Raw genomic sequence first — 24,017 nt, forward strand, 5'->3', positions numbered from 1 at the left:
CCGACGCAATGTTTTCACGTCGGGCTGTACAGGAGACGTTTGGGGCATGCTGGACGCTGCCACAGACGGCAGTTGCGTCGCCGCAACGCTGCAGGAAATTGCGCCGAGCCCAGCAGGATGCCCCGGGCGATGAGTCCCGCCAGCAGTGCGGTGGTGTCGATCGCCAAGTTCGCGTCGGTGCTGCGTGCCGCGGAAGCAGTCGATCTGGACATGACGGTCGAACGTACCACTCTTGGCATCGCCGCCGACATTGGCTCTGACGTCGTCGGCTTCTTGCCGGTCGAGGCGTACCTCGCCATGTGGGAGCGGCTGATGCGGCGGCACCGGAACCCTGCCTTGCCGATGCTGGTTGCGCGGGTGCCGGTGGAGACACATGGCCTCATCGGCTTCTTGGCGGTCACCAGCGAGACGCTGGGCGAATCGCTGGAACGCGCCATTCGCTTCCAGCGGCTGTGGGGAAGCCTGGACCAATGGTCGCTTCCGGAGTATCTGGGCGACCGGGTCATGCTTGGCTGGAGATCGAGCGGTCCGGCCTCGCGGCTCGGCGTTCGCGCCGCCGCCGAGTACGCTGCCGCCAGCATGTGGGTCGGGCTGCAGGCCGTTGTCGGTACGACACTGCTGGCCCGGCAGATCGCATTTTCGCACGCGATGCCTGCGGACGTGACGGCGCACGCGGCGGTATTCGGGGTCGCGCCGATATTCGGCGCCACGCGAACATCGATCGAGTTCGACCGGGCCGTTCTCGGAGCGTCGCTTCCCAAGGCCATCCCGCAGCTTTCGTCCTATCTCGAACGTCAATGTGTCTCGCTGCTCACCCACTCACCTTCCCCATCGCCGACGGTCATCCGGGCGAAGACCGTGCTTCGGCAGGCGATGCTGCACGGCGTCAAGCCGTCCGCTATGCTCCTCGCGAGGCAGCTCAACATGAGTCACCGCACCTTGCTGCGTCGGCTGGCGGACGAGGGGCAGACCTATCGCGGTACGCTCGATGAAGCCCGGCAGGATCTCCTCCGCGCCGATCGCGGCGAGATCCACGCGACGACGACGCAGCAGGCGGCGCTGCTCGGCTTCTCCAGCGTGAGCGCGTTCCATCGGGCTCGCCGCCGGTGGGTGGGCGGCGACAGTTAGCCCTCAGGGCCGGCGCGAGCCCGCACGACCGTTGGCCCCGACCGTCGTGTCCCGCCGGGATGCGCAGGTCCACGGGAAGTTCCCAGAGTCAATGGTTTGCCCCGACGTGATCTCTCGGGCTGATGCAGAAGCAGCATGCCATCTCTCAACCCTTCCCAATTTCATCGCATGAGCAACCCGGCGCGCAACACCCTGATCACAAGCGTGCTTCTCGTTGCTGGTGCCCGGCTCGAGGCGCAGCCCGCACGCGAGCCCAAGGCCGGGCAAGTACAGATCACGGTCGCGCACAGTTTGCTACCTATACAGCGTGAGGCGGCTCAGGTCGTGTTTCGCTACGTCGATGGCATGGCCAATGGGGCCTACCCAGTCGACACCATCTCCTCGAACTATCGGTTGAGCCAGCGGGCATTCGCTCAGGCCATCACCCTCGGAGTGCAGTACGCGGTGACCGATCACGTCAGGACATCGTTCAGCGTCCGGCCTTATCTCAACTCATTCCTGTCCAATAGGGCCAAGAACGGACAGGTGTATGGGGTGCAGTTCGATGTGGGAGCCGACTACATGCTTCGGTTCTCAGATGGTGTCGGTCTGGCCGTTGGCAGCGCCGTTTCCAGGGTGATTGGGGGCTATGGCATCACATCGGGGGGACCAAGAAACAAGGACTACCTGATGGTGGATCAGACCAAGCTTTACGATCAGGATATCGGGTTTCACGTCGTAGACCAGGCGTGGGCGGTAGCGCCACGTATCGGCCTGCATGTGCGCGCAAAGCACAACAGCGTCCTGTTTGCCAACACTGGCGTTCAGCTGGCATTTGCCCGAACTAGCCGCATCAACATCGCCGGTACCGTGAAAGAGGGCGATGAAAAGTGGACCAGCAGGACGTTCTCGGACCCCGACCTGTTGTTACGCGTCGATGACCAGAGAGTTGAGGACGGCATGAGCAACCAGCTGCCATACCGCTTTTCGGGAATGCAGCTTGATCTTGGGGCGGCCTTCACATTCAGGAGCAAGAAGGACCGTTCGGGAAATGCCGCTCAGGCGAAGTAGGTCTCGTTTCGGCGGCATCTACAGCCAGCCACCCGCCTGACCGATCCCCGCACCATGAGGTATGTGGCGTACGGATGATCTAGCACCAGCTTCAGTGCGAGGGCGTCACCGTGCCCCGCGAGCGGCGGACCGTGCTTGGTGTCGGTGACACGCATGCCCGGCGTATGCCCCGCCATGCGCGGGAGATGCAGCAAGAGCGTGAAGCAACTGGTCCGCTCCACGAGCGTGCCGATGGCCGAGCCCTCAAGGCGTGGCAGGCGAAGTGCCCGCCCGGTACGCAAGCACGCCGTGAGTTCCCCACGCAGCGCCCCCCGACCTTGGATGTACAGGGCTTGGTAAATCGCTTCCGCGCTTCCGCGCTACTGCGCATCGTGGGATCGTCGGGAACATCGAGCATCAGCCGGTACGCGATCGGCGCGCGGCTCCAGGCACGGCCCCAGCGGCGGTGCTGTCGTCGCCTCCGCATACATCGTGTTGCGCCGCCGGGGCTCCTCCTCGAATTCCTTCGTCCGGGTCGCCAGCGCGGCGACCAGGCGTCTGCACCCGGCCTGCCACCTTCAGTACATCACCCCGTTCGACGACGTCAGGACGCCGGCCCTTGCCGTGACGGAGTACACGGGGCCCGGGGCCGTCCAGCTGGCGGCATCGAAGGTGCCGCCGATTGGCACCCGCGCGACCGTCATGGCGTGGTAGGTGAGTGGGGCCGACAGCGTGCCACGGGGCGACGGCGGCGGGGTCAGCAGATACACGCCACCTCCCGCGCCGAACACGGTTGCCCGGTGATTCGCCGCGAGGCCAACGGCGGACCCTTCGTCAACGGCGAGCCCCCGCGGCGCGCGGGCACCATCGTCGGCCTGCAGCCGAGCCAGGAAGGTGTAGAGGCGCCCCATGCGATCGCGGGTCACGAAGTGCGGCTCGGCGATCACGTTGGCCAGCAGCGGGACGTCGAACAGGTCCTTCGCGAATGTGATCGAGCGGTCGTAGGGATTTGCCAGCGCCACGCCCGAGGTGGTGGACGTGAGCTGGGCGGAGTAGATGTGCCCCGCGAGGACGTTGAGCCCAGCGCTGGTCCCCCCGATCGGATAGCCCTGGGCAACCCGCGTGTTGACCGCGCGCTGGAGGCGTGTGCCGGTCCAGCGGTTCACATACGTGGACTGGTCACCGCCGGCGAGGAAGAGTACCTCGGCACGCGCGATGGCCGCCGCCACACTATCGCTGTTGGCGCCCTCGGTGGAGGTGATCACGTACGTCGCGACCGAATTGGCTCCCAGCCGTTCGAGGAAGCTGTTGTAGCCGTCGCTGCCGCTGGTGCGCAACACGACCACATCGCCGAAGTACGGCTGGCCCCCGCGGGTGATTCCGGCAACGCCGCCCTGGGCCAGAAGCCACGCCATGCCCACCGCGTCATCGGTGCCGCCACCGGCCAGATAGACACCACCGGCCGGCGAGGCGGTGGCATTGGGCGTGCCCGTCACGTACGCCGTGTAGCCGGTCGGCAGGGCGCCAATTGGTGACGTCGGCGGGGGCACCGGATCGCCGACACCGCCGCACGCCGCCAGCAGGAGCCCGAACGCCGCGCTCGCCACCATCATCTGCCCGCCGCGCGCGGGCACGCTGCGCATCAGGCGCGAGCAGCGGCACACGGCGAAGGCGGTCGGTGGCGTGCGGGCACCGCGATCGCGGGCGACGGCTGGCATGGTGGCAATCTTGCGGCCGAGAGCCCGCCCGACAAGAATCCGGCCGCCTATGGCATGCCGATCACGATCTGCGTCCGCCCCCCGCGCTGCGCCCCGTCCAGGCGATAGCTCCACCGCACCCCCACCGGGAGCTGCAGCACGGGGTGAAACCACGCGGCATCCATCCACAGCTCCGCTCCCACCGACCGGAAGGTCTCCGAGACGGAAGTGGCCACCCCCTGCGGGAAGGTGCGGGTGGTGGTGGTGGTCGCGTCCCCGAAGAGCGTCATGCGCAGTCGCCGCACTTGCAGCTGTCCCGACCCCAGCGTCCAGTCCGGGTACCACAGCGGCGCGTGGTATTCCGCGCTCAGCCGCGTCAGTTGCGGCGCCGTCACCGCCGTGTACCCCCGCGCGAAGGGGAGGCGCGTGGCAAAGCGATAGGGGCGTGGTCCCGTGGCGGTCTCCTGCAGCGATTGCCAATCACCGCCGGCGTCCAGCCGTACCCCGTGATTGGACGCCACCCCCGGGACGTACTGCTGCACCCGGCCGTACCACTGGGTCCCGTTGAAGGTCCCCCCCAGCGGCGTTTGGCGCATCATGGCCTCGAACGCCTGCCCCCGCTCCGGGATGATGTCGCGGATCCACTGCATGGTGCGCATGCCGCGCAGCTCCAGCGTGATTGGGCGCACGCTCCCGGCATCCGGCGCAAACCACCCGGGGAGGGTGCTGCGGCTCACGCGGCGCTCCTCCAGGCGCGCGCCCACCTGCAGCCGGGTGTCATAAGCCGAGCGGGTGAAGTCGAGAGGGATGTCCACCCCGGCGCCCACCGACTGCTCCTGCCACGTCCAGCTCCCCCCCTCCCGCTGGCCGGCGGGTGTGGTGGCGGCCGGGTAGTCGTCCCGCCGGCTCCGCTGGTCCACCCACGCCCGCACGATCGGGAGCCGCTCGGCGTACGTCACCCCCAGCTGCCCTCCCCACGCCTGCTCCTGGGTGTTGTAGCGCGCCCCCGCGTCGATGCCCACCGTCCCCAGCACGTTGCGCGAGTTCACCGTGGCCCCCAGATCCGGGCCCAAGGGGGGGAGTTCCACCGACACCCCCACGGGGTTCCACACGCCTTCAAAGCGGGAAAAGTTGCGCACCGGCAACGTCCGATCGGCCGCGATGGTGTCGGGGCGAAACGGCGCCCCCTCCTGCGCCGCCAACGCCGCCACGCGCGGACGGTCGGGGGGCGTCACCGACACTTCCCGCCACTGCGCGGGGTCCAGCTCCATCGTGGCGATGCGTCGGCCGCTGGCGGTGTGGTCGGTGAAGGCAAGGCGCCGTCCATCGGGCGACAGCACTGGGTCAATGGCCCCCACCGGCCGTTCGGTGACCTGAAACCACATGCCCGTGGCGGCGCGCCATGCCACCACCTGGTCGCGCCCCTCCACAGGAAGGTGGGCCACCACCAGCGTGTCATTCCCGAAGGGGGAAGACAGACCGTTGAAGGCCCACGGGGAGAGCGGGGTGCACGCGCCGCCGGCCACAGGGCAGCGCTCCACGCGCTGCCCTTGCCCGCGTCGGATGCGCACCAGCAGCAGGGCGCCGCCGTCGCGCGTGAAGCGCGGGGCAATCAACTGGTCGCCGGGGGGCGCCACTTCGCGTCGGCGTACCGCCCCGTCACGTCCCAGCAGCACCAGCGCCATGCCGCTGTCGGGGTGCTGCTGGATCGCGGCCAGCTGCGCCCCGTCGGGAGACACCGTCACCGCGCTGTACCGGGTGGTGTCCCCCACCTGCGTGGTCGCCCCCGTGGCCAGGTCGTGCAGCTGGATCACGTTGTAGCCGCGCAGGGCGTAGCGGGGGTCGGGGCGATACTCCACCCACGCCGCCACCCCACCGCCCACCGACAGCAGCGGAGGTTCCGCGGCGGGACCGAGAAGCCGGAGCCGCGTCGTGCCCGTCGCGGTGTGGCGCACCAGCTGTGGCCGGTCGGCCAGCCCCTGACGCATGGACAGCAGCGTGCTGTCCGACTCCCACTGCGGAAACAGGTCGTCGGTCCAGCTGGCCGGCGTGCGACCAACCCGGGCGGCCGGCGTGAGCGTGGCCGCCGCCGCGGCCGCCCGCACGCTGTCCTGCAGGGCGCGCAGCGCCACCTGGTGCAGGGCGCCCGCGCTCATCCCTGCCGTCTTGCGCAACCCCTGGGAGAGCTCCAGCGGCATGAAGGAACGACGCGTGGAGGCCCGCAGCGCGCGGTCCCAGACGTCGGGGCCGAACCGCTCGCGCCCGGCGATAATGAGGTGGTAGCCGTGCACGTAATGGTTGGGCCACTGCTGGGCGAAGGAGCCGCTCATCACCGTCATGAACGATGGCACCGGGCGCTCCAGCAGCTGCGCCCGGAAGTCGGCGTCGAACAGGGGAAGACGGCCGCGCCCGGAGGGGGTGAGCGCCGTCTCGGTGACGGTCGCGTCTCCCTCCCAGTACCAGGGGGGGATAGACAGGAAGGCCAGAGCGCCCCACACGGGTTCGCCGAAGAGGGCGCTCGCGATTCGCGTGAACCCCTGGCGCGCCGCGGAGAACTGCTTGACGTGCCGGTACTCGTGCACGGCCAGGAGCGTGAGCCAATCCCCGCTCCCCAGCAACCCGCTGGACTGGGGCGGCTGGAGGAAGAACTCCGAACGTCTGGGCATGAGCGAGACGAAGGCATTGGGCTGCGCCAGCTGGTGGCGGAGCACCACGTCGATGCGAGGCGCGCGTGCGCGCAGCGTGGTGGTGTCGCGCGCCGCCACCAGGTCGATGAGCGTCGCCAGTCGCTGCGCCTCGGGAACCAGGGCGTCGGGGGTGATCACGCGGGCGTTCCGCCCCTCCACCACGCGCCACCGCACGGTAGGAGCCCCTTGGGCTGGGCCCAACACGGGTGCCTCCTGGGCACCAAGCGCCGGCTCTGCCAGCGGGCTGGCCACCAGCAGCAGCATGGCAGTGACAACGGCCGTCGTGGTGTGTCCGCGCAACGGTCGGCGAGTGTGGGGTTGCGTCATGGAGCGTTGAGGGTGGGGAACGGCATCATCGGCAGTCCGCGTGGTCTACGGCCCATGCAGGGTGACGGTTTCGGCCGAGCACCGGGCCTCCCGGCGGATGGAACGCAGCCTGCGCCGGTGAGGGCGGGGCACTGCGCCCGGCGTTCGCAGTCGTCTGGCCGGCACAATCATGGCCTTGGCCCCGGGTGGCTGTCGGACACACGCGCATGGGCACGTCGCGCAGGTGCGACAACGCGTTAGCGCGGTCCGACGAGCATCGGCATGCATTGCATGAGGCCCACACATGCGATGGCCAGCGACATGGCCGTCCTGGAGTTCGGCGTTGCGGAAGTCTGGCAGGAGACGACGGCGCCGACCGACCGCTCGCCGGCATCACCTGCGCCCCCGTGATCGTACTCCTACACGGCGGCCAGACTGGCTATGCGGAAGCGGGGGAAGTTCAAGTGCAAGAGCTACCAGGGAGCTTGACGAGCCGCAGGGCCATCTCTGGACTGACGGCCCGCCGCTCACCCAGGAGTTCGTTCATGGACTGCCGTGCCCCCCCGCGGCCTCGGTCAAGGCCGTGACCGACAGGTTGTACTCGGGTAGGAAATCCTCGCGAACGATCTCGGCTCACCGCTCTATGTTCAACAGGTAGTCGACCCACCCCGCTTGAAATTCCTATCCGGCCACCTGCCCCATGACCCAGCCCGCCCTGTCGTCGCCTTCCCCGGTCGATCCGTCCGTCGCCATCGCCCAATTGGCGAGCCAGCTGCGCTGGCATCGGCGCCTGCTCGCCGTCTTCGGCCTCGTGCTCGCGGCGGGCATAATTGCCTTCGCCGTGCAGGAGTCGCAGGCAAGCGGCGGTACAGCGCGCTTCGACGAGCTGACCGTGCAGCGGCTCACGGTCGCTGGCCCCGACGGCGTCCGGCGCTACATCCTCAGCCACGACATGCCCAAGGTACCCTTCGCGGGCCGCGAGTGGGAGCGCACCGTCCCGCCGGGGATGGCCGGCCTCGTCATGCTCGACCCGAAGGGCAACGAGGTCGGCGGCTACGCGGCCAGTGACAGCCACGCGATGCTCTCGCTCGACTACCGCGACCATCCGCTCGAAGCGGTCGTGCTGGGCACGGGCAAAGCCGACGACGGCAGCCAGGCCGCGCAGATCCTGCTCAAGCAGCCGCCGACCGGTCCCGCGGTCGACATGGACGCCGTCGATCGCGGCGCCAAGAAGGCGGCGCAGGGCAGCGCCGACCCGAACGACCCCGACGTCCGCGAGCTCAAGCGCCACTACGCCATGCAGTCGGTGCGCGTGGCCCTGGCCGCGACGCCGAAGACGGCCGCGCTGGTGCTCAGCGACGCGCAGGGGCGCGAACGCATCCTGCTTCGGGTCGACGAGCACGACGACCCGGCGATCGTCGTGCTCGGCCCCGACGGCAAGGAGATCGCGCGCTTCCCCGAAGCGAAGAAGTGACCGCGGCGGGTGACCGGATCTACACCCCCAGCACACGGCAATCGCCGATGCCGGGCGCGGGGGGGACGGCGTCGTTCCGCTTCCTCGCAGGCGGCAGCCCATCGCGTGCCTTACCAGAATGCGCCCCCCGCGCGTTGTTTCGGGCATGACACACGCGCCAGTTGCGCCGCCGCTCTCTCCTCCCGGTCCGCGAAATCGCTACCCGGGCGAGCTCCTGCTGCGGTTCCGCGGCGCGTTCCTCGGCTTCATGGCGGCGGCGGTGGCCGAGTACGGCCCCGTCGTGGGCTTCAACCTCGCTGGAGCGCGCTGGGCGATCGTCAACGACCCGGAGCTCATTCGCGATATTCTCGTCACGCATCAGCGCTCGTTCGCGAAGGGCCGAGCGCTCGAGCGGGCGCAGCGCGTGGTCGGTACCGGCTTGCTGACGAGTGAGGGTGAGTTTCACCTCAGGCAGCGTCGGCTCGCGCAGCCGGCCTTCCATCGCGATCGCATCGCCGCGTACGCCGAACAGATGGTGGTGCTGGCGACACGTACGGCCCACGGCTGGCGGGATGGCGCCACCGTCGACATGCACGAGGAGATGATGCACCTCACGCTGGCCGTCGTGAGCAAGACGCTCTTCGATGCCAACGTGGATGCGGAGTCCGACGAGATCGGCGCGGCGGTCACGACGGTGCTCGAATCGTTTGCGCTGATCATGCTGCCGTTCCCGGGGCTCATCGAGCGATTGCCGCTGCCCTTCGCCCGTCGCTTTCGCAAGGCACGCGCACGGCTGGACGAGACGATCTACGGCATCATCGCTGCTCGTCGGGCCAGCGGCGAAGATCGTGGCGATCTGCTGTCGATGTTGTTGCACGCCACGGATGCCGAAGGCGACGGTACGGGCATGAGCGACAGGCAATTGCGCGACGAAGTGCTGACGATCTTTCTCGCCGGGCATCCGGAGGTGGCGGCGCGGTTGCAGGCGGAGGTGGATGCGTTGGGCCACGCGCCCACGGTTGCCGATCTGCCGCGATTGGGGTACACGCGGCAGGTGGTGGCAGAAACGATCCGTCTCTACCCGCCCGCGTATGCCATCGGTGCGCCGGTGAACAGCACACGGAGCGGCCCAAGTTCTCGTACTTCCCGCTTGGCGCGGGCACGCGCATTTGCGTTGCGGCCGGCCCACGGGCTGCGCATGGTGTTGCACCAGCGTGCGGCGTCTTCGTCCGTGTCACCGTGATCACGTCATTGGCTGCCGCCGACCAGCCATTCCCTCTTGTGTATTTCTGGTGGAGTGGGACACGACCATGACACCTCGCCCCTCGTTCTCCGATGTCGCCGTTGCCTGCGCGCTGCTCGTGGCCTCGTCGCTCGGCGCGCAGCCAAAACCGTTCACGTGGCGGACGGCATCGCGTCCACGGTGCGCTTCATGACGGGGCCGGCGATCGCCTGGCTCACCGAGAAACCGGCGATGCCGAGGGCGGCCCCGAGGAGGCCGCCCAGCAGAAAGGTGCGGGTCACCGACTTTGCGCGTGCGGGCACGAGCGCGTCGGTGGGGATGGGGGGAAGAAGGCGTTCCATACCACCCATACCGTGACGCCCCGCGATCCGGTGTCACGGACGCGGAGCGACGATAACAGGATCGATACGCGGCGTATCGCGTCAGGGCACCGGCGTTTTCGGGGTGTCCAGTTCCCGGTAATTCACATTCATGGCGCCCAGGCGTTGCCGGTGGACGGGGAGGCGCGCCATGAAGCTGCCCAAGTCCTGGCGGGCTTCTGGACTCCACAGCCCCTCGCTCAGGGCCGTGAGGCGGGGGTACGCCAGGGACTCGACATGCGTGGGCTCGAGGAGGTACTCCGTCGGGATCTGCACCGGACAGCCGAGGAAAGGCTTGGCCTGTTCCGGCGCCAGTACGGCCGCAATCCGCTCGAAGGCGGACGGGTCACGGAGAGCAGGGACGCGTTCTCGCCCTCGGTGCTGTCTCAGGTCATCCCCACGAGCAGCAGCGCCACCAACAGCACGGCCAGCCGTGCGCCGGCGCGCAGGCGGGTGGGGGCGGTCACAGTCGCCCGGCGGAGGACTGGTGGGATGAGCGCACTGCGGCAGCGGCCGCGCCCTACCGCCGCCCCGTGATGCGGATGGCGACCACGTTGCCCTTGCGCTGCGTCCCGGTGCCGAAGACCGCCCCCGCAACCTTGGCGCCGGCGCCGGGCTCGTTGATGCTGGGGAGGAGGATGCCATTGGCGCCCAGCTTGGCCGCCTTCTTGCGCATGGCCTGCAGCATGCCGCTCTGCGAGGTCAACTCCCCCGAGGCCGTCGCCTCGATGAGCGCCACGCGCGTGTACGCGAGGGTGTCGAGCTCCTCGCTGCTGGTGAAGATGCGCACGTTGGCGGGATCGAGCGCCGGGAGCGGAGGCGCGCTGGGATCCACCAGAACGGACTTGGTGCGCACGCAGGCCGCGAGCGCGAGCGACAGCGGGACGAGCAGCAGGGTGCGCGACACGGACACGGGACCTCCGGGGCTTGCCAAGGTGGGCGCCAGCGGACCCGCTGGCGGGGGGTAGGCTGGAACGCGCGGGAGGTGGACCCCCACGCCGTCATGGCTACCACCCGTGTTCTTCCGAGGTTCCGCTTCCGCTGTTATCGCTTCCGCCCCCCCCGCCCCCTACCGCTCCCGCCCCAGCGAATCCAGCACCGCCTTCGCCTCCGCGAAGTACTGCCGCAGCCGCGGGATGTCGCTCCCGCTGTACCCCACCTCCAGCCGCTCCGTGGCATTCGCATGCGCCCGCTGCAGGTCGGCCACGGCGGCGCGGCGCGCCACCGGGTTGGTGCTGGGGGCAGCAGCATGTCTCACCACAAGCTGAGGGCCGTCACCGACGCGTCGAGGCGACCGAGGCAAGACGCACGCTACCGCAGCTAATCGGCGGTTTGCAGGGTCACCGCGTAACCTTGATTTGACACCCGCCCCTTCGCCCAGCCGAGGGTTCCCGGTGAGTTCCACGAATACCCATTGATGGCAAAGCGCATGCCGGCCCGATTGACCGGCAGCCCGATACTGGCCGGAGATCGAGCGTCCCCCGCCTCCTCCGTTGCACTCCAGAAGCCAACCACAAAGACCGAGGCGACAATCCGGAAGAGTTCGATCTGGTCGCCTTGGCAGGGGATGAAGCGATCGAACGCGGGGGTGTACAGCGAACCACTGGGGCACACTGCAGCGCTGGTCACGGTAAGCGACGAGGATATGCCGCCGATTGTTCCGGCGTCTGCCACGACGGAAGCGCCGTACGGCGTCTGGATCGAGGCCTCGCGCACATTCGGCACATCGAAGCGTGCAGAACGCGTGGTTACGACATGGCAGCTCGAGAAACTTCCCGCCTCCGTCTCCAGACTGATCCCGTCGGAGAGCGCGGTCTGACGGACCACGCCGCACTCCGATGCGTTATCGCTTTCGAAGGCCGTGATGGCCGTCGTCCGGCGTACCGGCAGCGGGGTAAGGGCTCGTGTGGGCACAACTACGGCGGTAGCCGAGATGTAATGCCGTTTGGGAACAGCCCGGAAGCGAAATCCGGGCATGAGGCCGTTCAATTGCGCGGCCAACGAGGACAGGTCGACGCCCGCCCGCGTCAGCACCCGGGCGTAGGCGTCGGCGTACTTGCTCTGGAATGCCGTGATGGCGGCCGCGCGGGCCTGCGGGGAGGCGATCCTTCGGATCGCCTCGAGCTCGGTTCGGAGGGCCTCACGGAGCTTCGGATCCTCATCGAGGACCGCCTTGATCTTCGCGGCGGCGGCCGACAAGAGCGCCTGAATCTGGGCCTGCGCGGCTTCGGTTGGCAGGGATACCGGCGGCACCGACGGGGCCGCCGGCGGACGCCGCGCTGGGGACAACAGTCCGACGCTCACGATGGCCGCGAGGACGCTGACGCGATTCACCATCCACATGGGAACCACCACGTTTCAGTTGGGGAGGCGCATAGCCCGGCGTGCGCCGGGTATGCTGACGGTGTAGGTACCCCGCCGCGCGAGGATCGCCGGGGCTCACGGGAACGGTCGGCGCAGCCACGACACCAACGCGTAGCGCGGCCGGCCAAAGATGCCGACCAAGGCGATTCCGCGCCCGTCGCAGCCATGTCCCCCGCGCTGAACGCGGCTGTCGACCGCATCCGCACCGTGGCGTGGTGAGGCGGATCACCCACGGTGCTACCTCGGTACAGGGTGACGTCAGGGACAGATGAGCTGACCGTTCACCATCCGGCAGCGCGGTGTGGGGGGCTTTGGAGGGGGGCAAGGAAACGGCTTCCCATTCATCGTGCACTGTTTCGGGGGAGGCGGTGGGGTGCCGTCATCATTCCGGATGTAGCCCCGATTTATGCACCGCTCAAGACATTCCACGTTGCGATCCGCCGCGTTAGGGGAACCCCGGTCGAAAGAGATCCGGAAGACCTCGGTAGGTTCCGCTTCGGTATCTCCGCAGATGGTGACGTCGATGTAGGTAGGGTTGGGGGCGCCGACCGGAATAGTGAAAGCCCTGTTGGTGACCGCAATGAAATCGACAGCTGGACCACAGGTCGTCCCACCGACGGCAGTCGGGACGTTTGGGTGGTTCTGATCCGGAGCGACGGTGTACGTAACGGTGGTGGGTCTAGTCAACTGTTCATGGGTTATCTCAAACCGGGCAACCCGGGTTCCGCTATTGCCTTCATCCACCGTTACGTCTGGCGGGAATTGATTCGAAAACCACACCATTGGCAGCTGCCGCACCGCCGCCGTGCTGAGGAAACAGCCGACGACCGCGAGGAGAATAGGAAAGCGGCGCATGGTACGATTCACTCCATGGGTGTGAGTTGGCCTTCGCGACGAACTTCAGGGACAGATGAGCTGACCGTTCACCTTCTTGCAGATTGGAGCGGGGAGTTTGCCCGATGGGAGACTGCCCGGTGGACCCTACGCGAACCTGCCGGACATGGTGGTGAGCAAACGGTGACGGGCGACGACGCCGGAGCGGCGACGTTCACGCCCGCGACTGCAAGGCACTCGTGGAATGGCACCGCCTGCCACATCAGCGTGCGGCGCCACGTCCGACTTGGCAACCCTGCGCGTACGGCCGTCTCCACCGCCTGCAGCACGAAGGGGCCTATGGCTGGTCAAGCCGCCGCCACACGCTGCGCGCCAGTTCCCGGCCGGACAGATCGAAGGCGCGGACGCGCCATCGCAGCGGGGCGCCGCTGGCCTTCTTCGCGAAGAATGGCGGCGGCGCATACGTGGCGTTGTCGCCGGCCACGAGTGCCTGGTACACCGCGGTCCCGTTCTGGGTGGTGACCTCCAGGCGGTACGTTGCCGTCGCCGCGATCGGGACCCAGGCGAAGTTCCAGGGGCCGGACGGCACGATGGCGTTCGGCGCCGGCGCGAGAAGCGACACGCTACCGAGGCGATCGGGTGAATTCGGTTCCTCGATGGCCGCCGCGTCGGCCGTCGACGCCCGGCCCACGACATAGCGCAACACCGGCAGCGGAAACCCCGCCACCGCGGCACTGGCCACCGGCCCGCTGGAAATTCCCGAGGGATCGGTCACGCCATCGCGATCGTCACCGGCCTCGATCCGCAGCAGCAGGAGATATACGCCATCTACATCGCGCGGCAGACGCGCCGGATCGGGCCCGGCCAGTCGCACCCGTCCCGCCGGCGGGAGAAACTCGTTGAAGCGGCCGACCTGCATGTAGCGCCGCTGGCTGGCGCGTTCGTCAAGGGGGAGGCTCGCCTCCGTGAGCAAGTCGGTAGGGGTCGGTGCATCCTCACCCGGGCGTACCACTTCCCAGCGGCCAACCAGCCGGCCGGTGCCGGTGTAGCGGACGTCCGCCCACCAGGCGGGTGGGACGGCCTCGGTCGACAGGACTGGTACGGCACTGCTGCTCGCGAAGGTCAGGCGAACGTCGGTCAGCGAGAGGGGCGTGGTGGCGCCCCCCTGCGTCAGGCGACAGATGACGGACACATATACGTCGGGGCCACCGGTGCGGTCGACGAAGCGCCGCACGTAGTAAAACTCCGAGGACCGCCCTCGCGCCGCATCCTGGTAGGCGCGACGGGTGACCGATGCCGGGATGCTCATCACGTCGGTGAAGGCGCGCCCTCCTCGGACGGCAAGGTCGTAGCGAAGCGGCAGCTGACCGTACAGGGTACCGGGGGCGCAGCGGAGGCCGCGCGCAGGTCGCGCGGACACGAGTGCGCCGCACCAGAAGGCCTCGGTAGCCGTCTGGTCGGCCGTCAGGCCGTCGAACGTGAGGAAGACGGTCGTGGCCGACTGCGCCGCGACGTTGACGCCGGTGGGGCGCACCGTCTGCGCCCGGGCCGGGTGTTCCGGCGCGACCATGGCGCCGATGGCGGCGGTGAACAGGGCACGCAGGGAAGAGCGGAGCCGCAGCATGGAAGGCCCGGTCAAAAAATGCGCGCGCTCGCCCCAGCGGAGAAACTCCGCTGGGGCGTAGTACGCTCGAGCAGGTCACCGAGCCGCATGAACATCCGGGTCCGCGCGACGCGCGCGAAGACGCGCAACTCGGGCGCGGTCGGGGAGCGTCGCAGCCGCAGGACCTGCGATAGCTCGGCGCGGAACTCGTCATTGCGGCCACGGCGCGTCGCGGCCCGGTCATCGGAGAGGATGGTAGACCATGCCCCGTTGAGGGCCGTCGAGGTGAACGGCCGCCAGTCGCCCTGCAGCGCCACCCGACGGGAGTGGGCGTGCGTCTGCGTTTCCACAGCGTGCTGCCGCTCGTCCGACAGGTCGAGGCCAAGCGACCATTTGGGTGAGGGCGCCGCACTGATCGTGATGGCCTGCACCATGGACCGGAAATCGGAGGACGCCCGGCGCTCCTGCCGGTTGTCCACGACCGACCGATTGAGACGCCACGCCACCTGCAACCACTCCCGCTGCCACGCGGCACTGAGCATGCCGTTGGTGTTCCACTGGTCCGGGCGCTGGACCGGTGACCGGAACCCGGCACTGTCCGGCGGGGGATCACCGACCTGCCCGCTCCCCTGCCAGGACGCCGTCACGGTGGGCAGCCACCATGCGGTGGGCCTCCCGAACACCGTCGCGACCGGCACGGTGGCACTGGTCGATCGGGTGCGCGAGCGGGTCGTCAACAGGTTGGCCAGCTTGGCGAGATTGTCGCGCCCCTGGCTCACGCTGCCCTGCCATTGGACCGGGCCAAACGCCGCGGTGGCATCGAGCGCATCCTGCTTCTGGTCCGCCTGCAGGAACGCCGCAACACTGCGATAGAGCGGATCGGTACGCTGGTGTCGCGCCGCGAGCTGCAGCGACGTGACCACGCCGAAGAGGGCGCGCTGACGCAGGGCCTCCACCGACAGTTCGGCGAACTGGGCCCAGCGCGCGGTCTCCTCCACCGCCACGATGGCCGCCGTGCCGCTCAGCAGTGGATCGACCGGGTTGGTGAATCGGCTACGCGCGAGCCCCAGGGCCAGCCGTGCGCGTTGGGACGGCAAGGCGGCCGACAGGGAAGCGCCAAGGCCGCGGCTGCGCTCGCGATCGGTGACGGCCTGTTGCGAGAAGGCGGGAAGGGGTTGGAGCGATCCATCCATGGCGGTGAGTTCGGCCCGAAGCAGTCCAGGCTGCTTCGGCAGGGCCTCGAGCGCGACGCTCGCCACCTGCAGGCGGTGCGACGGGCGCGCGAGGCCGAGGGGATCATTCCAGCCGACGAGTTCCGATCCCGACACCGATGCCATCGTGACCTCGGCGCGCTGGCCGAGGGGGGCTCGCGCACTGAGACCGCGACTGCGAAACTGGTTGGCAAGCAGCCGGTCGTTGCCAACCTGCACATGGCCGGCGGTAAGCGCCCCCCGCCGGTGCGCGAGTTGCACACTGTACGACGCCAGGTCCACGCTCGGTGCCTCCGCCCCCAGCTGATTGGTACGCAGGCGGAGGGGCTGACGGGCGTTTGCCACGACCAGCGACTGCCACTCCGCTCGCCAGCCGCCGCGCCGGGCGATCCCTGAGAGCCCCCCGTTCCACGCGAGATCCTGAAAGGGGAGCGGTCTCGCCCCGGGCCCTGGCGCGACGCCCGTCTGCGCCAGTTGCCCCTCGCTCTGCGCGGCGAGCCGCGGCTGCCACCCGGTGCTGTCGAATCCCACGCGCGTCCGGCGCCGCAGCGCGAACGTTCCGCGCTCACGCCATGCCCCATCCGTGCCGACGAGGTACACCGCGACGGACATCGGTCCATCCGGCAGTGCTTCGCGGGCCAGCGACAGGGTGACCATCGTGCCACGCTGAACGAGCAGTGCGCTTAAGTCGATCGCGTCGAGTACAACGGCCAGCCGCCCATCGCCGGCGGTCAGCGGCCGCGAGAGGGTGAACGTCAACGTCGGGCGGAACGGCTGCGGCTGGGTCTCGTCCCATCCGGGCCGCACCCGCACCTCCGCTGGCGCGTCGACCGGCGCTTCCTGTGCCGACGCTCGCGCGGCACCCAGCGGGAGGCCGGCGCCAGCGGAAGCGGTCAGCACCAGGAACGGCCCCAGCACGGCGCCGATTTCGGACCGACGCCCCCTCATCGAGCCACCGCGGCCACGGTGGTGCGATCTGCCCTGCCAGGCACGAGCGCGCCGGGCGTGACCACATTGCGCTCGGTCGGGTCGCCGATCATGACGGAAGCCAGCCGCGTGGTACTCGGAACTGGCAGATCCGTCGGGACCGTTGGGCTGAGGGCGGGGAGGAGCCGGCCATCCGGATGCGGAAGTCGCGAAGTGATGGCGAAGCGGTCCCGCGCCGGACCCTTGCAGCGGCTCGTGCGGAGGTGGGCATTCGCCGAAGTGATGGGACGTCGGTACCGGCAGTGGTGCACGCAGTGGTGCACGCGCACCGCCCGTGGTTCACGTAACGCGACATTCTCAGCCGATTGTACCTGCAAGGCGGCCATCTGGGAATGGTTCGCGGAAAGCTGTGGTGAACGTGGGGCTCGCCGTTCCCTCACTCGGCGACGAGGGAGAATGGACTGTGGGTGGTACCGGGAACGCGGGGTTGGAGCTGCGCACGTTCACGAGCAAGCCATCTGACCGGGCGCAGGGCTGGACGGCTCAATACGTGATCACGCGATCGTGCTCGAGCGCGAGCGTCACCAGCTGCGGCGGCCCACCGAATTCCGCCGGCTTCCCGGCAAGGTCGGCCTCCGTGACGCCACGGGCCTTGGCCGACCCGCTGGACACATAGAGGCGGCCACCCTTCGCCACGAAGCCGTCGAAGAGCGTCTGGAGCGTGCCCGTGCCCAGCCCCACGAGCGACGCCAGCACCCCGTCGCGGATCAGCTGCACTCCGTCGCCGGCGAGAAAGATCGTCACCCGGTGTCCCTCGTCGAGGGCCGCCTTGGCCACGCTGAACCCCAGGGCGGCGCGGGTCGGGTCGTTGGGACCCGCGGTGATGTGCACAAGCAGGCTGCCGGAGCGCATGGCGGCGGCGGAGGGGGGCGGGGCGGGACGCTGCCCTACGGCCGACGCGGCCGGCGCGAGGGGCAGACTGGCGAACAGTAGGGCGGCGACCACCCGACGGGGCGACGCACCCATGTCAGTCAGGCTCCGCCATCGACAGGATCTGGTCCGGGGTCAGCGTCAGTTTGTGGACCGACGTGGCGTGAGCCTGCACGTCGGCGATCAGCTGCGCATCCGTGCCGGCTCGGATCACGGTCCCGCAGTCACAGCACACTTTCTTGGCACCGCTCATACGTCTGCTCTCCGACAGGGGGAAATGGCTAGAGGCTTTCCCCGGCAATGCTACCGGGACACCTTGGCGAGCACTTGGAATTTCCTTGGTGCGGTGCCCGCGACGCGCGGACGCGCCGGCGCCAAGGATTTACCAAGGGGCGTCCAGTGTCTGTCCCTTAATGCGCCAATGGCGGCATGGCATCATGGTCGCGGCGCCAGCCTCGAGCGTACGCCGCGCGGTGACCGATTCGGCGATCTGATGGCGCATCATTCATCCCAACTTTGGGAAGGGATTCGGCGTGTACAAGGCCGGTCTGTTGGTGTTCCTTGGTTCGAGCGACACTATCGATTCGTGGGCAACGGGAATTTGATGACCAGCCGACTCACACTGGCCGAAGCAGTCGAGGTAGCGGAGCCGCCCGGTCGAGGGATGGACTGGCGACGCCCGCCCGCCTGATCGACACCCTGCTGGTGCGTCCCTCACTGTACGCCGACATGCCGATGACCGGCATCCCGGTCGCCGCCCTCGCCAGCTTCGACCAGCGCATTCCGGCGCTGATGCGACAGTTCGGTATTCCCGGCGCCACGTTGCGCCTGGTCGAGCAGGGGCGCCTCTCACTCGACGCGCCAGCCTTCGCGCTGCTCCCGGACCTGCCGGCGCCGGCCGGCACGTCGCCCGATCCGCGCCTCGCGTCCATCACGGTTCGCGACCTGCTGCAGCACTCCGGCGGCTGGAATTCCAGTGTGTCCGGCGATCCGCAATTCCAGAACATCCAGATCGCCACCGCGCTCGGCATCACCGGGCCGGCCTCGGCATCGGACATCATCCGCTACATGCGCGGCCGGCCGCTCGACTTCGCACCAGGCACGAACTACGCCTACTCCAACTTCGGCTACAACGTCCTTGGACGCATCGTCGAGCGGGTCAGCGGCCAGACGTACGAGGCGTACGTCCGCAGCGTGCTCGCCCCCGCCGGCATCACCCGCATGGTGCTGGGCCGCACGCGCCCAAGCGATCGGATGGCCGATGAGCCGGTGTACTACGACCGATTCAGCACGACGTCGGTCTTCCCTGGTGCCGGTACGGTACGGTTTCCCGATGGTGGGTTCTCCGTGGAAGCGTTCGATGCACACGGCGGATGGATCGCGTCGGCGGTGGATCTGGCCCGCTTCATGAGCGCGATCGACCGCGATCCGCAGCGTCCGGACCTGCTCACGCCGACGAGCCTCGACGCGATGCTGGCCCGACCCGCCCTCAGCACGTGGACCAGCGCCGCGGCGTTCTATGCGCTGGGCATGTTCCATCGCCCGAGTCCGGGGAACTGGTGGCACGACGGCTCCATGGCCGGCACGCAGACGTGGCTGGCGCGCTACAACGGCGGAGTGACCATCGCGCTCCTGTTCAATGCCCGCGATGTCACCGGAGCGGGATTCGGTCAGCAGGTAGACCCCACGGTAAGCGCGGCGCTCAACAGCGTAACGGCGTGGCCGACGAACAATTTCTTCTCGCTGTTTCGCTAGCGGTCGGTATTGGAGTTCCCTGACATTCGGAGCGCGTGCTAAGGGGTCCCCATCAACCGTGACGCCCGGCGGCACGCTCACGGGCACCGTGCGCGAGCAGATCCCCGTCGAGCCGTACGTGTAAGCGCGCCTGGAAACCCCGAATGGTGAGCTCTGGGCGGCGGTGAATTAAGCGTCGATCGTGACGGGTTCGTCGATCACAGTGTACAACGCGCTGCCAATGGGCCGGTTCGCGTCCAAGACGCTTAATCGAACCTTTGAGCGGATCTACCTTGGGACGCTCGAACCGTCGCTCGGCATGATTAACGGTGCGCCGGCAACGGCCGGCGGCTCGGGCACCTCCAGCGCAGCGGACGGCACGCCACCCGCGCCCGATGCCAAGGTCGGCCAGATTGCGCGCGCCAGCGGCGCTGCTGCGCGTTCGATCGGCGACGTCTGGACGCAGAAGCGCCACTTGGCCGGTGACACCGTGACAATCCGTGGTGTCGTGGTCAAGTACAACCCCGGCGTGATGGGGAAGAACTGGATCCACCTGCAAGACGGCGGCGGCGACGTCGCGCGCGGGACGAACGACGCCGCCGCGCTGGGCGACACCGGGACGATCACCGGGACGGCACGCACCAACCGGGATGTCGGTGCGGGTTACCCGTTCGCGGTGATCGTGGAGGAAGCGCGGGTTAGCAAGACGTAGTGCGATCGCGCTCCGCTTACGACGCGATCATTCCGAACGCTCCTCGGAGAGCAGGTCACTCGTGGTCGCCTCTCTCCCCCGCATTCGCCTAGCCACACCCATTGCCAGCAGCGGCTCCAGCCCCCACACTGCCACGGCGGCGACCTCATCCACGGTAAGCAGCAACATGGTGCACGCCGAAAACGTCGGCAGGATGCGCGCGTGATAGGACCAGTGCCAGTTGAGGTCCCCGAGCGGGAGCTGCCGACGCAGCTCGTGCGCTGTGCGCGCGTGATGGGCGAAGAACCCCAGGCTCAACCCGGTCATCCCCATGAGCGCGGCGAAGACGAGCACCGCGACCGATTCGAACTCATAGCGGCCGATCAGCGAGGCGGCGAAGGGGACCAGCGACACAAGTGCCAGCACCACGAAGTTCCGGACCATGGTCCCCACGTGACACCGCGCCAGACTCGCCACGATCGCGTGGTGTGCGATCCAGAAGCGCGCCACAAGAACGACGCTGATCAGCCACGCGATCAGGTTCGGGATCTGCGACTCGAGGTCGGCGATGAGCATCCGTGACTGATCGGCACCCCGCGCGACATCGGGCATCTTGAGATCGAGCACGAGGAGCGTCAGCACGATCGAGAAGACACCGTCGGACAGTGCACCGAGACGCTCGGTGGGATAGGTCGATCTTGGAGTCGTCATCGATGTGTTACCTCACGGATGCGCTGCTGTTTCGGGCCCCCGCAATGACTGCGAGTCCGACCTCTTCGATAGGGTCGCGGGCGCTCGGAACCATCCTTGCGGCCGCATCGGACGAATGGTTAGTTAGCGGCTCGCTCAACCGTGGACAACTTGCATGAGTCATCTGCACCGCCGAATCGTACAGACCGACCACGCCACCGCCGCCACGACCGTGTACGATGCCGTCGTCGTCGGATCGGGCGTCAGCGGGTCGATCATCGCCAACGAGCTGGCCCAGCAAGGGTACAGCGTGCTGGTCCTCGAGGCCGGCGCCGGTAATGACTTCACCATCGCCGACTACGAGACCAGTCTCAAGCGTTTCTACACGTCGGCGACGAAGGACAACAATTCACCGTACGCGGCCAACGCGAACGCGCCCATGCCGCGCGGACCCGATACGGTCAAGTTGCTGCCGGGCCGTCCCCATACCGCTGGCTATATCGTGCAGAACGGGCCGCTGGAACTCGACAGCACGTATACGCGCGTCGTCGGCGGCACCACGCGGCACTGGGAGGGCAAGGCCCTCCGCATGCTCCCCGAAGACTTCACGATGCGCACCCGGCACGGCCAAGGCCTCGACTGGCCCATCAGCTACGACTCGCTGCTGCCGTACTACGCGCGCGCCGAAGCCGAACTCGGCGTGTCGGCCGATGTGGAAGACCAGGGCTACCTCGGGATCAGCTTCGAACCGGGGTATGTGTATCCGATGCGCAAGATCCCGGTATCCTACCTCGACCAGGTTATTGCCCGTCGGGTCGACGGCGCGGAGGTCGTGATCGACGGTGAGACCTTTTGCATGGCGGTGCGCAGCACACCACAGGCGCGGAACGGTGCTCCGAACCCCGACTATGACCACGGCAAGGGCTACATCGCCGCCAGCGCCGTCAGTACGCACCAGGACGAGATGGGGCAGCGGTGTCAGGGCAACAACAATTGCGTGCCCATCTGCCCCGTCCAAGCGAAATATGACGCGCGCCGCACCCTCGTGAAGGCGCTCGAGTCGGGGCGCGTCCACCTGCTACCGCAGACCGTCGGGTCGCGCGTCGTCATCGATCCCGACAACGGTCGCGTGACGGGCATCGAGTACCAGGCGTACCACGACCTGTCGTCGCCTGAGCACGTCACTGGCACCGTGCGCGGCCGCGTCTTCGTGCTCGCCACTAACGCGGTCGAGAACGCCCGCTTGATGCTCGCCTCCGGCCTCCCGGGGCGCAGTGGGCTCGTGGGGCGCAACCTGATGGATCACGCCTATCTGCTCACGTGGGCGCTCATGCCCGAGGTTGTTGGCACGTGGCGGGGGTCCCAGTGCACCTCGGGCATAGAGGATCTGCGCGGCGGGACGTTCCGTCGCCGCCAGGCCGCGTTCCGCGTCGGCATCCACAACGACGGCTGGGGTTGGGCCACGGGAGCGCCCTATACCGATCTCCTCACGCTGGTCGACGACCAGAACAAGTTCGGCATGTCGCTGCAGCGCGGGTTGGTGGACCGCTTGTCGCGCCAGCTCCTCCTCGACTTTATGGTCGAGGTGCTCCCCGATCCGGCCAATCGCATTACCGTGGACCCCGATCACCGCGACCAACTCGGCAACATGCGCCCGGTGATGTCGTACCGGCTCAACGACTATGTGCTCGACGGCGTCGCCTTCGCCCGCCAGTTGTCGCGCCGCATCTATCAGCGGCTCGGAGCGGAGGACCACACCACGTACTCGCCACTGGAGCCGGGGTGGGTGGATTACCAGGGCAAGGGCTACGTCATCCGCGGTGGAAACCACTGGGCGGGCACGCATCTCATGGGTTCCAGCGCATCGAACTCGGTGGTCGACCACACCCAACGCTCGTGGGATCACGCGAACCTATACCTCGTCGGCTCCGGCAGCATGCCCTCGATCGGAACGGCGAACACCACTCTGACCCTGTCGGCGCTCTGTTTCAGGAGCGCCGAACACATCGCCAAGGAATTAGGCGCCTCCCTCGCCGCCGTGTCGGCAAGCTGACCGGGCATTGACCATGGGCCTCACACGCATCACCAACGTTGAAGCGTTGCGCGCGCACCTGTATGCCGCGCTGCAACTGGAACATGCGACCATCCCGCCGTACCTCACGGCGCTCTACTCCATCCACCCTGGCACCAATACCGAGGCGTTGCACATCGTTCGCGCCGTCGTCGTCGAGGAGATGCTGCACCTCACCCTGGCCGCCAATATCCTCAACGCCGTGGGCGGCACGGTGGACCTCACGCAGCCCGGTTTTGTCCCAACCTACCCCGCGTACCTGCCCGACGGTGAGACCGACTTCGCGGTCGGCCTCGGCCGCTTCTCGAAGGACGCGGTCGAGACGTTCCTGAAGATCGAGCGGCCGGGGCATGCGGGGGACACCCGACCGCGGACGGTGCGACGGACGACCGAGGCGGGCAAGCGCACCCTGCCCGCGTCTCACGCGGGCGAGGATGAGCACTTCTACAGCATAGGCGAGTTCTACGAAGAGATCAGCCAAAGTCTCGGCGCGTTGCACGAGGAGATGGCCGCGCGTGGCGAGACGTTGTTCTCTGGTGATCCAGCGCGACAAGTGGTGCCCGAGTACTACTACTCGGGCGGCGGTGAGGTCATTGCCGTGACCGACCTCGCCTCGGCGCAGGCAGCGATCCGGCTCATCTCGGAGCAAGGAGAAGGCATGGGCAAGGCCATCTTCGACTACGAGGGTGAACTGTCGCACTACTTCCGATTCGAGCAATTGGTGCTCGGGCGCTACTACCAGACCGGCGACGCGGCAGGTCACCCCACCGGTGCCCCGGTAGCCGTGGACTGGGACGCCGTATACCCGCTCAAGGCCAATGCCCGAGTCTCCGACTACCCCGAAGGCTCGGACCTGCGCGCCGCCGCCGAGGAATTCAATCGCACGTACAAGACGTTCCTGGCGCTGCTTACCCGTGCCTACGGGGGCGAGCCCCAGCTGCTGATCCCAGCGGTGGGTGACATGTTCCGCATCAAGGAGCTCTGCCTGCGACTCATGCGAAACCCGATCGACGACGATGGGGGCGTGCACGCCGCGCCGACCTTCGAGATGGAGGGGTGA

General features: G+C 68.1%; 20 protein-coding genes and 2 pseudogenes. 8 read left to right on the forward strand and 14 right to left on the reverse strand.

All coding sequences use genetic code 11. The annotated features are described in order from the left end of the window. The first annotated feature begins 153 nt into the window (after positions 1–153). Positions 154–1,128 carry an AraC family transcriptional regulator gene (locus tag O9271_RS14590; protein WP_298271150.1) on the forward strand — a complete coding sequence of 325 codons (975 nt, stop codon included), beginning with the start codon at positions 154–156 and terminating at the stop codon, positions 1,126–1,128. Positions 1,129–1,296: 168 nt separating this feature from the next. Then, the gene (locus tag O9271_RS14595) at positions 1,297–2,178 is read left to right on the forward strand and encodes a hypothetical protein (RefSeq protein ID WP_298271153.1); all 882 of its coding nucleotides are present in this window, start codon (positions 1,297–1,299) and stop codon (positions 2,176–2,178) included. Positions 2,179–2,285: 107 nt separating this feature from the next. On the opposite strand, the pseudogene O9271_RS14600 reads toward O9271_RS14595, so the two are convergent. The 4 genes and pseudogenes from O9271_RS14600 to O9271_RS18480 form a co-directional block, all read right to left on the reverse strand. Beyond that, positions 2,286–2,623, reverse strand: a pseudogene (locus O9271_RS14600) (IS30 family transposase); the annotation flags it as partial. A 112-nt stretch (positions 2,624–2,735) separates the two neighbouring features. Continuing rightward, the gene (locus tag O9271_RS14605; protein WP_298271156.1) at positions 2,736–3,875 is read right to left on the reverse strand and encodes a cyanophycinase; all 1,140 of its coding nucleotides are present in this window, start codon (positions 3,873–3,875) and stop codon (positions 2,736–2,738) included. Between the two features lie 47 nt (positions 3,876–3,922). Beyond that, positions 3,923–6,868: a hypothetical protein gene (locus O9271_RS14610; protein WP_298271158.1), complete on the reverse strand. Its 2,946-nt coding sequence runs from the start codon at positions 6,866–6,868 to the stop codon at positions 3,923–3,925. Between the two features lie 448 nt (positions 6,869–7,316). After that, positions 7,317–7,474: pseudogene (locus O9271_RS18480) on the reverse strand (addiction module antidote protein, HigA family); the annotation flags it as partial. A 73-nt stretch (positions 7,475–7,547) separates the two neighbouring features. Between O9271_RS18480 and O9271_RS14615 the strand changes: the two are divergent. Next, positions 7,548–8,321, forward strand: coding sequence for a hypothetical protein (locus O9271_RS14615; RefSeq protein ID WP_298271160.1), 774 nt, complete (start codon positions 7,548–7,550; stop codon positions 8,319–8,321). A gap of 145 nt (positions 8,322–8,466) precedes the next feature. After that, the gene (locus O9271_RS14620; RefSeq protein ID WP_298271163.1) at positions 8,467–9,543 is read left to right on the forward strand and encodes a cytochrome P450; all 1,077 of its coding nucleotides are present in this window, start codon (positions 8,467–8,469) and stop codon (positions 9,541–9,543) included. A 152-nt stretch (positions 9,544–9,695) separates the two neighbouring features. On the opposite strand, the gene O9271_RS14625 is transcribed toward O9271_RS14620, so the two are convergent. The 9 genes from O9271_RS14625 to O9271_RS14665 form a co-directional block, all read right to left on the reverse strand. Further along, positions 9,696–9,884 carry a hypothetical protein gene (locus O9271_RS14625; protein ID WP_298271166.1) on the reverse strand — a complete coding sequence of 63 codons (189 nt, stop codon included), beginning with the start codon at positions 9,882–9,884 and terminating at the stop codon, positions 9,696–9,698. 81 nt (positions 9,885–9,965) lie between these two features. Beyond that, the gene (locus O9271_RS14630) at positions 9,966–10,499 is read right to left on the reverse strand and encodes a family 20 glycosylhydrolase (protein WP_298271168.1); all 534 of its coding nucleotides are present in this window, start codon (positions 10,497–10,499) and stop codon (positions 9,966–9,968) included. Further along, positions 10,423–10,815, reverse strand: a complete 393-nt coding sequence (locus O9271_RS14635) for a hypothetical protein (RefSeq protein WP_291267297.1) — start codon at positions 10,813–10,815, stop codon at positions 10,423–10,425. The genes O9271_RS14630 and O9271_RS14635 overlap by 77 nt, the downstream gene beginning before the upstream one ends. 156 nt (positions 10,816–10,971) lie before the next feature. Next, the gene (locus O9271_RS14640; protein WP_298271170.1) at positions 10,972–11,160 is read right to left on the reverse strand and encodes a hypothetical protein; all 189 of its coding nucleotides are present in this window, start codon (positions 11,158–11,160) and stop codon (positions 10,972–10,974) included. Between the two features lie 62 nt (positions 11,161–11,222). After that, the gene (locus O9271_RS14645; RefSeq protein ID WP_298271173.1) at positions 11,223–12,245 is read right to left on the reverse strand and encodes a hypothetical protein; all 1,023 of its coding nucleotides are present in this window, start codon (positions 12,243–12,245) and stop codon (positions 11,223–11,225) included. A 1,192-nt stretch (positions 12,246–13,437) separates the two neighbouring features. Next, positions 13,438–14,724 (reverse strand): hypothetical protein, encoded by a 1,287-nt coding sequence (locus tag O9271_RS14650; protein ID WP_298271176.1) that lies wholly within the window; start codon positions 14,722–14,724, stop codon positions 13,438–13,440. Between the two features lie 11 nt (positions 14,725–14,735). After that, a complete protein-coding gene (locus tag O9271_RS14655) occupies positions 14,736–16,862 on the reverse strand; it encodes a hypothetical protein (protein WP_298271178.1) in 2,127 nt (708 codons plus the stop codon). 522 nt (positions 16,863–17,384) lie between these two features. Then, entirely contained in the window at positions 17,385–17,867 is a 483-nt protein-coding gene (locus O9271_RS14660) for a DsrE family protein (protein ID WP_298271180.1), read from the reverse strand. A 1-nt stretch (position 17,868) separates the two neighbouring features. Then, a complete protein-coding gene (locus O9271_RS14665) occupies positions 17,869–18,024 on the reverse strand; it encodes a DUF1059 domain-containing protein (RefSeq protein ID WP_298271182.1) in 156 nt (51 codons plus the stop codon). 452 nt (positions 18,025–18,476) lie between these two features. Between O9271_RS14665 and O9271_RS14670 the strand changes: the two genes are divergently transcribed. After that, positions 18,477–19,526, forward strand: a complete 1,050-nt coding sequence (locus tag O9271_RS14670; RefSeq protein ID WP_298271184.1) for a serine hydrolase domain-containing protein — start codon at positions 18,477–18,479, stop codon at positions 19,524–19,526. A 181-nt stretch (positions 19,527–19,707) separates the two neighbouring features. Next, positions 19,708–20,217: a hypothetical protein gene (locus O9271_RS14675; protein ID WP_298271185.1), complete on the forward strand. Its 510-nt coding sequence runs from the start codon at positions 19,708–19,710 to the stop codon at positions 20,215–20,217. Between the two features lie 27 nt (positions 20,218–20,244). Here O9271_RS14675 and O9271_RS14680 read toward each other — a convergent pair whose 3' ends face one another. Then, positions 20,245–20,907, reverse strand: a complete 663-nt coding sequence (locus tag O9271_RS14680; RefSeq protein ID WP_298271187.1) for a TMEM175 family protein — start codon at positions 20,905–20,907, stop codon at positions 20,245–20,247. A 211-nt stretch (positions 20,908–21,118) separates the two neighbouring features. On the opposite strand from O9271_RS14680, the gene O9271_RS14685 reads away from it, so the two are divergent. After that, a complete protein-coding gene (locus O9271_RS14685) occupies positions 21,119–22,939 on the forward strand; it encodes a GMC family oxidoreductase (RefSeq protein ID WP_298271190.1) in 1,821 nt (606 codons plus the stop codon). A gap of 13 nt (positions 22,940–22,952) precedes the next feature. Next, positions 22,953–24,017 (forward strand): ferritin-like protein, encoded by a 1,065-nt coding sequence (locus O9271_RS14690; RefSeq protein ID WP_298271192.1) that lies wholly within the window; start codon positions 22,953–22,955, stop codon positions 24,015–24,017.

The organism is Gemmatimonas sp. (assembly GCF_027531815.1).
Classification (GTDB): domain Bacteria; phylum Gemmatimonadota; class Gemmatimonadetes; order Gemmatimonadales; family Gemmatimonadaceae; genus Gemmatimonas.

Coding starts and splice junctions, on each gene's coding strand:
- O9271_RS14595 (WP_298271153.1), top strand. CDS start 1,297: ATGAGCAACCCGGCGCGCAACACCCTGATCACAAGCGTGCTTCTCGTT.
- O9271_RS14605 (WP_298271156.1), bottom strand. CDS start 3,875: ATGCCAGCCGTCGCCCGCGATCGCGGTGCCCGCACGCCACCGACCGCC.
- O9271_RS14610 (WP_298271158.1), bottom strand. CDS start 6,868: ATGACGCAACCCCACACTCGCCGACCGTTGCGCGGACACACCACGACG.
- O9271_RS14615 (WP_298271160.1), top strand. CDS start 7,548: ATGACCCAGCCCGCCCTGTCGTCGCCTTCCCCGGTCGATCCGTCCGTC.
- O9271_RS14620 (WP_298271163.1), top strand. CDS start 8,467: ATGACACACGCGCCAGTTGCGCCGCCGCTCTCTCCTCCCGGTCCGCGA.
- O9271_RS14625 (WP_298271166.1), bottom strand. CDS start 9,884: ATGGAACGCCTTCTTCCCCCCATCCCCACCGACGCGCTCGTGCCCGCA.
- O9271_RS14645 (WP_298271173.1), bottom strand. CDS start 12,245: ATGTGGATGGTGAATCGCGTCAGCGTCCTCGCGGCCATCGTGAGCGTC.
- O9271_RS14650 (WP_298271176.1), bottom strand. CDS start 14,724: ATGCTGCGGCTCCGCTCTTCCCTGCGTGCCCTGTTCACCGCCGCCATC.
- O9271_RS14655 (WP_298271178.1), bottom strand. CDS start 16,862: ATGAGGGGGCGTCGGTCCGAAATCGGCGCCGTGCTGGGGCCGTTCCTG.
- O9271_RS14660 (WP_298271180.1), bottom strand. CDS start 17,867: ATGGGTGCGTCGCCCCGTCGGGTGGTCGCCGCCCTACTGTTCGCCAGT.
- O9271_RS14665 (WP_298271182.1), bottom strand. CDS start 18,024: ATGAGCGGTGCCAAGAAAGTGTGCTGTGACTGCGGGACCGTGATCCGA.
- O9271_RS14680 (WP_298271187.1), bottom strand. CDS start 20,907: ATGACGACTCCAAGATCGACCTATCCCACCGAGCGTCTCGGTGCACTG.
- O9271_RS14690 (WP_298271192.1), top strand. CDS start 22,953: ATGGGCCTCACACGCATCACCAACGTTGAAGCGTTGCGCGCGCACCTG.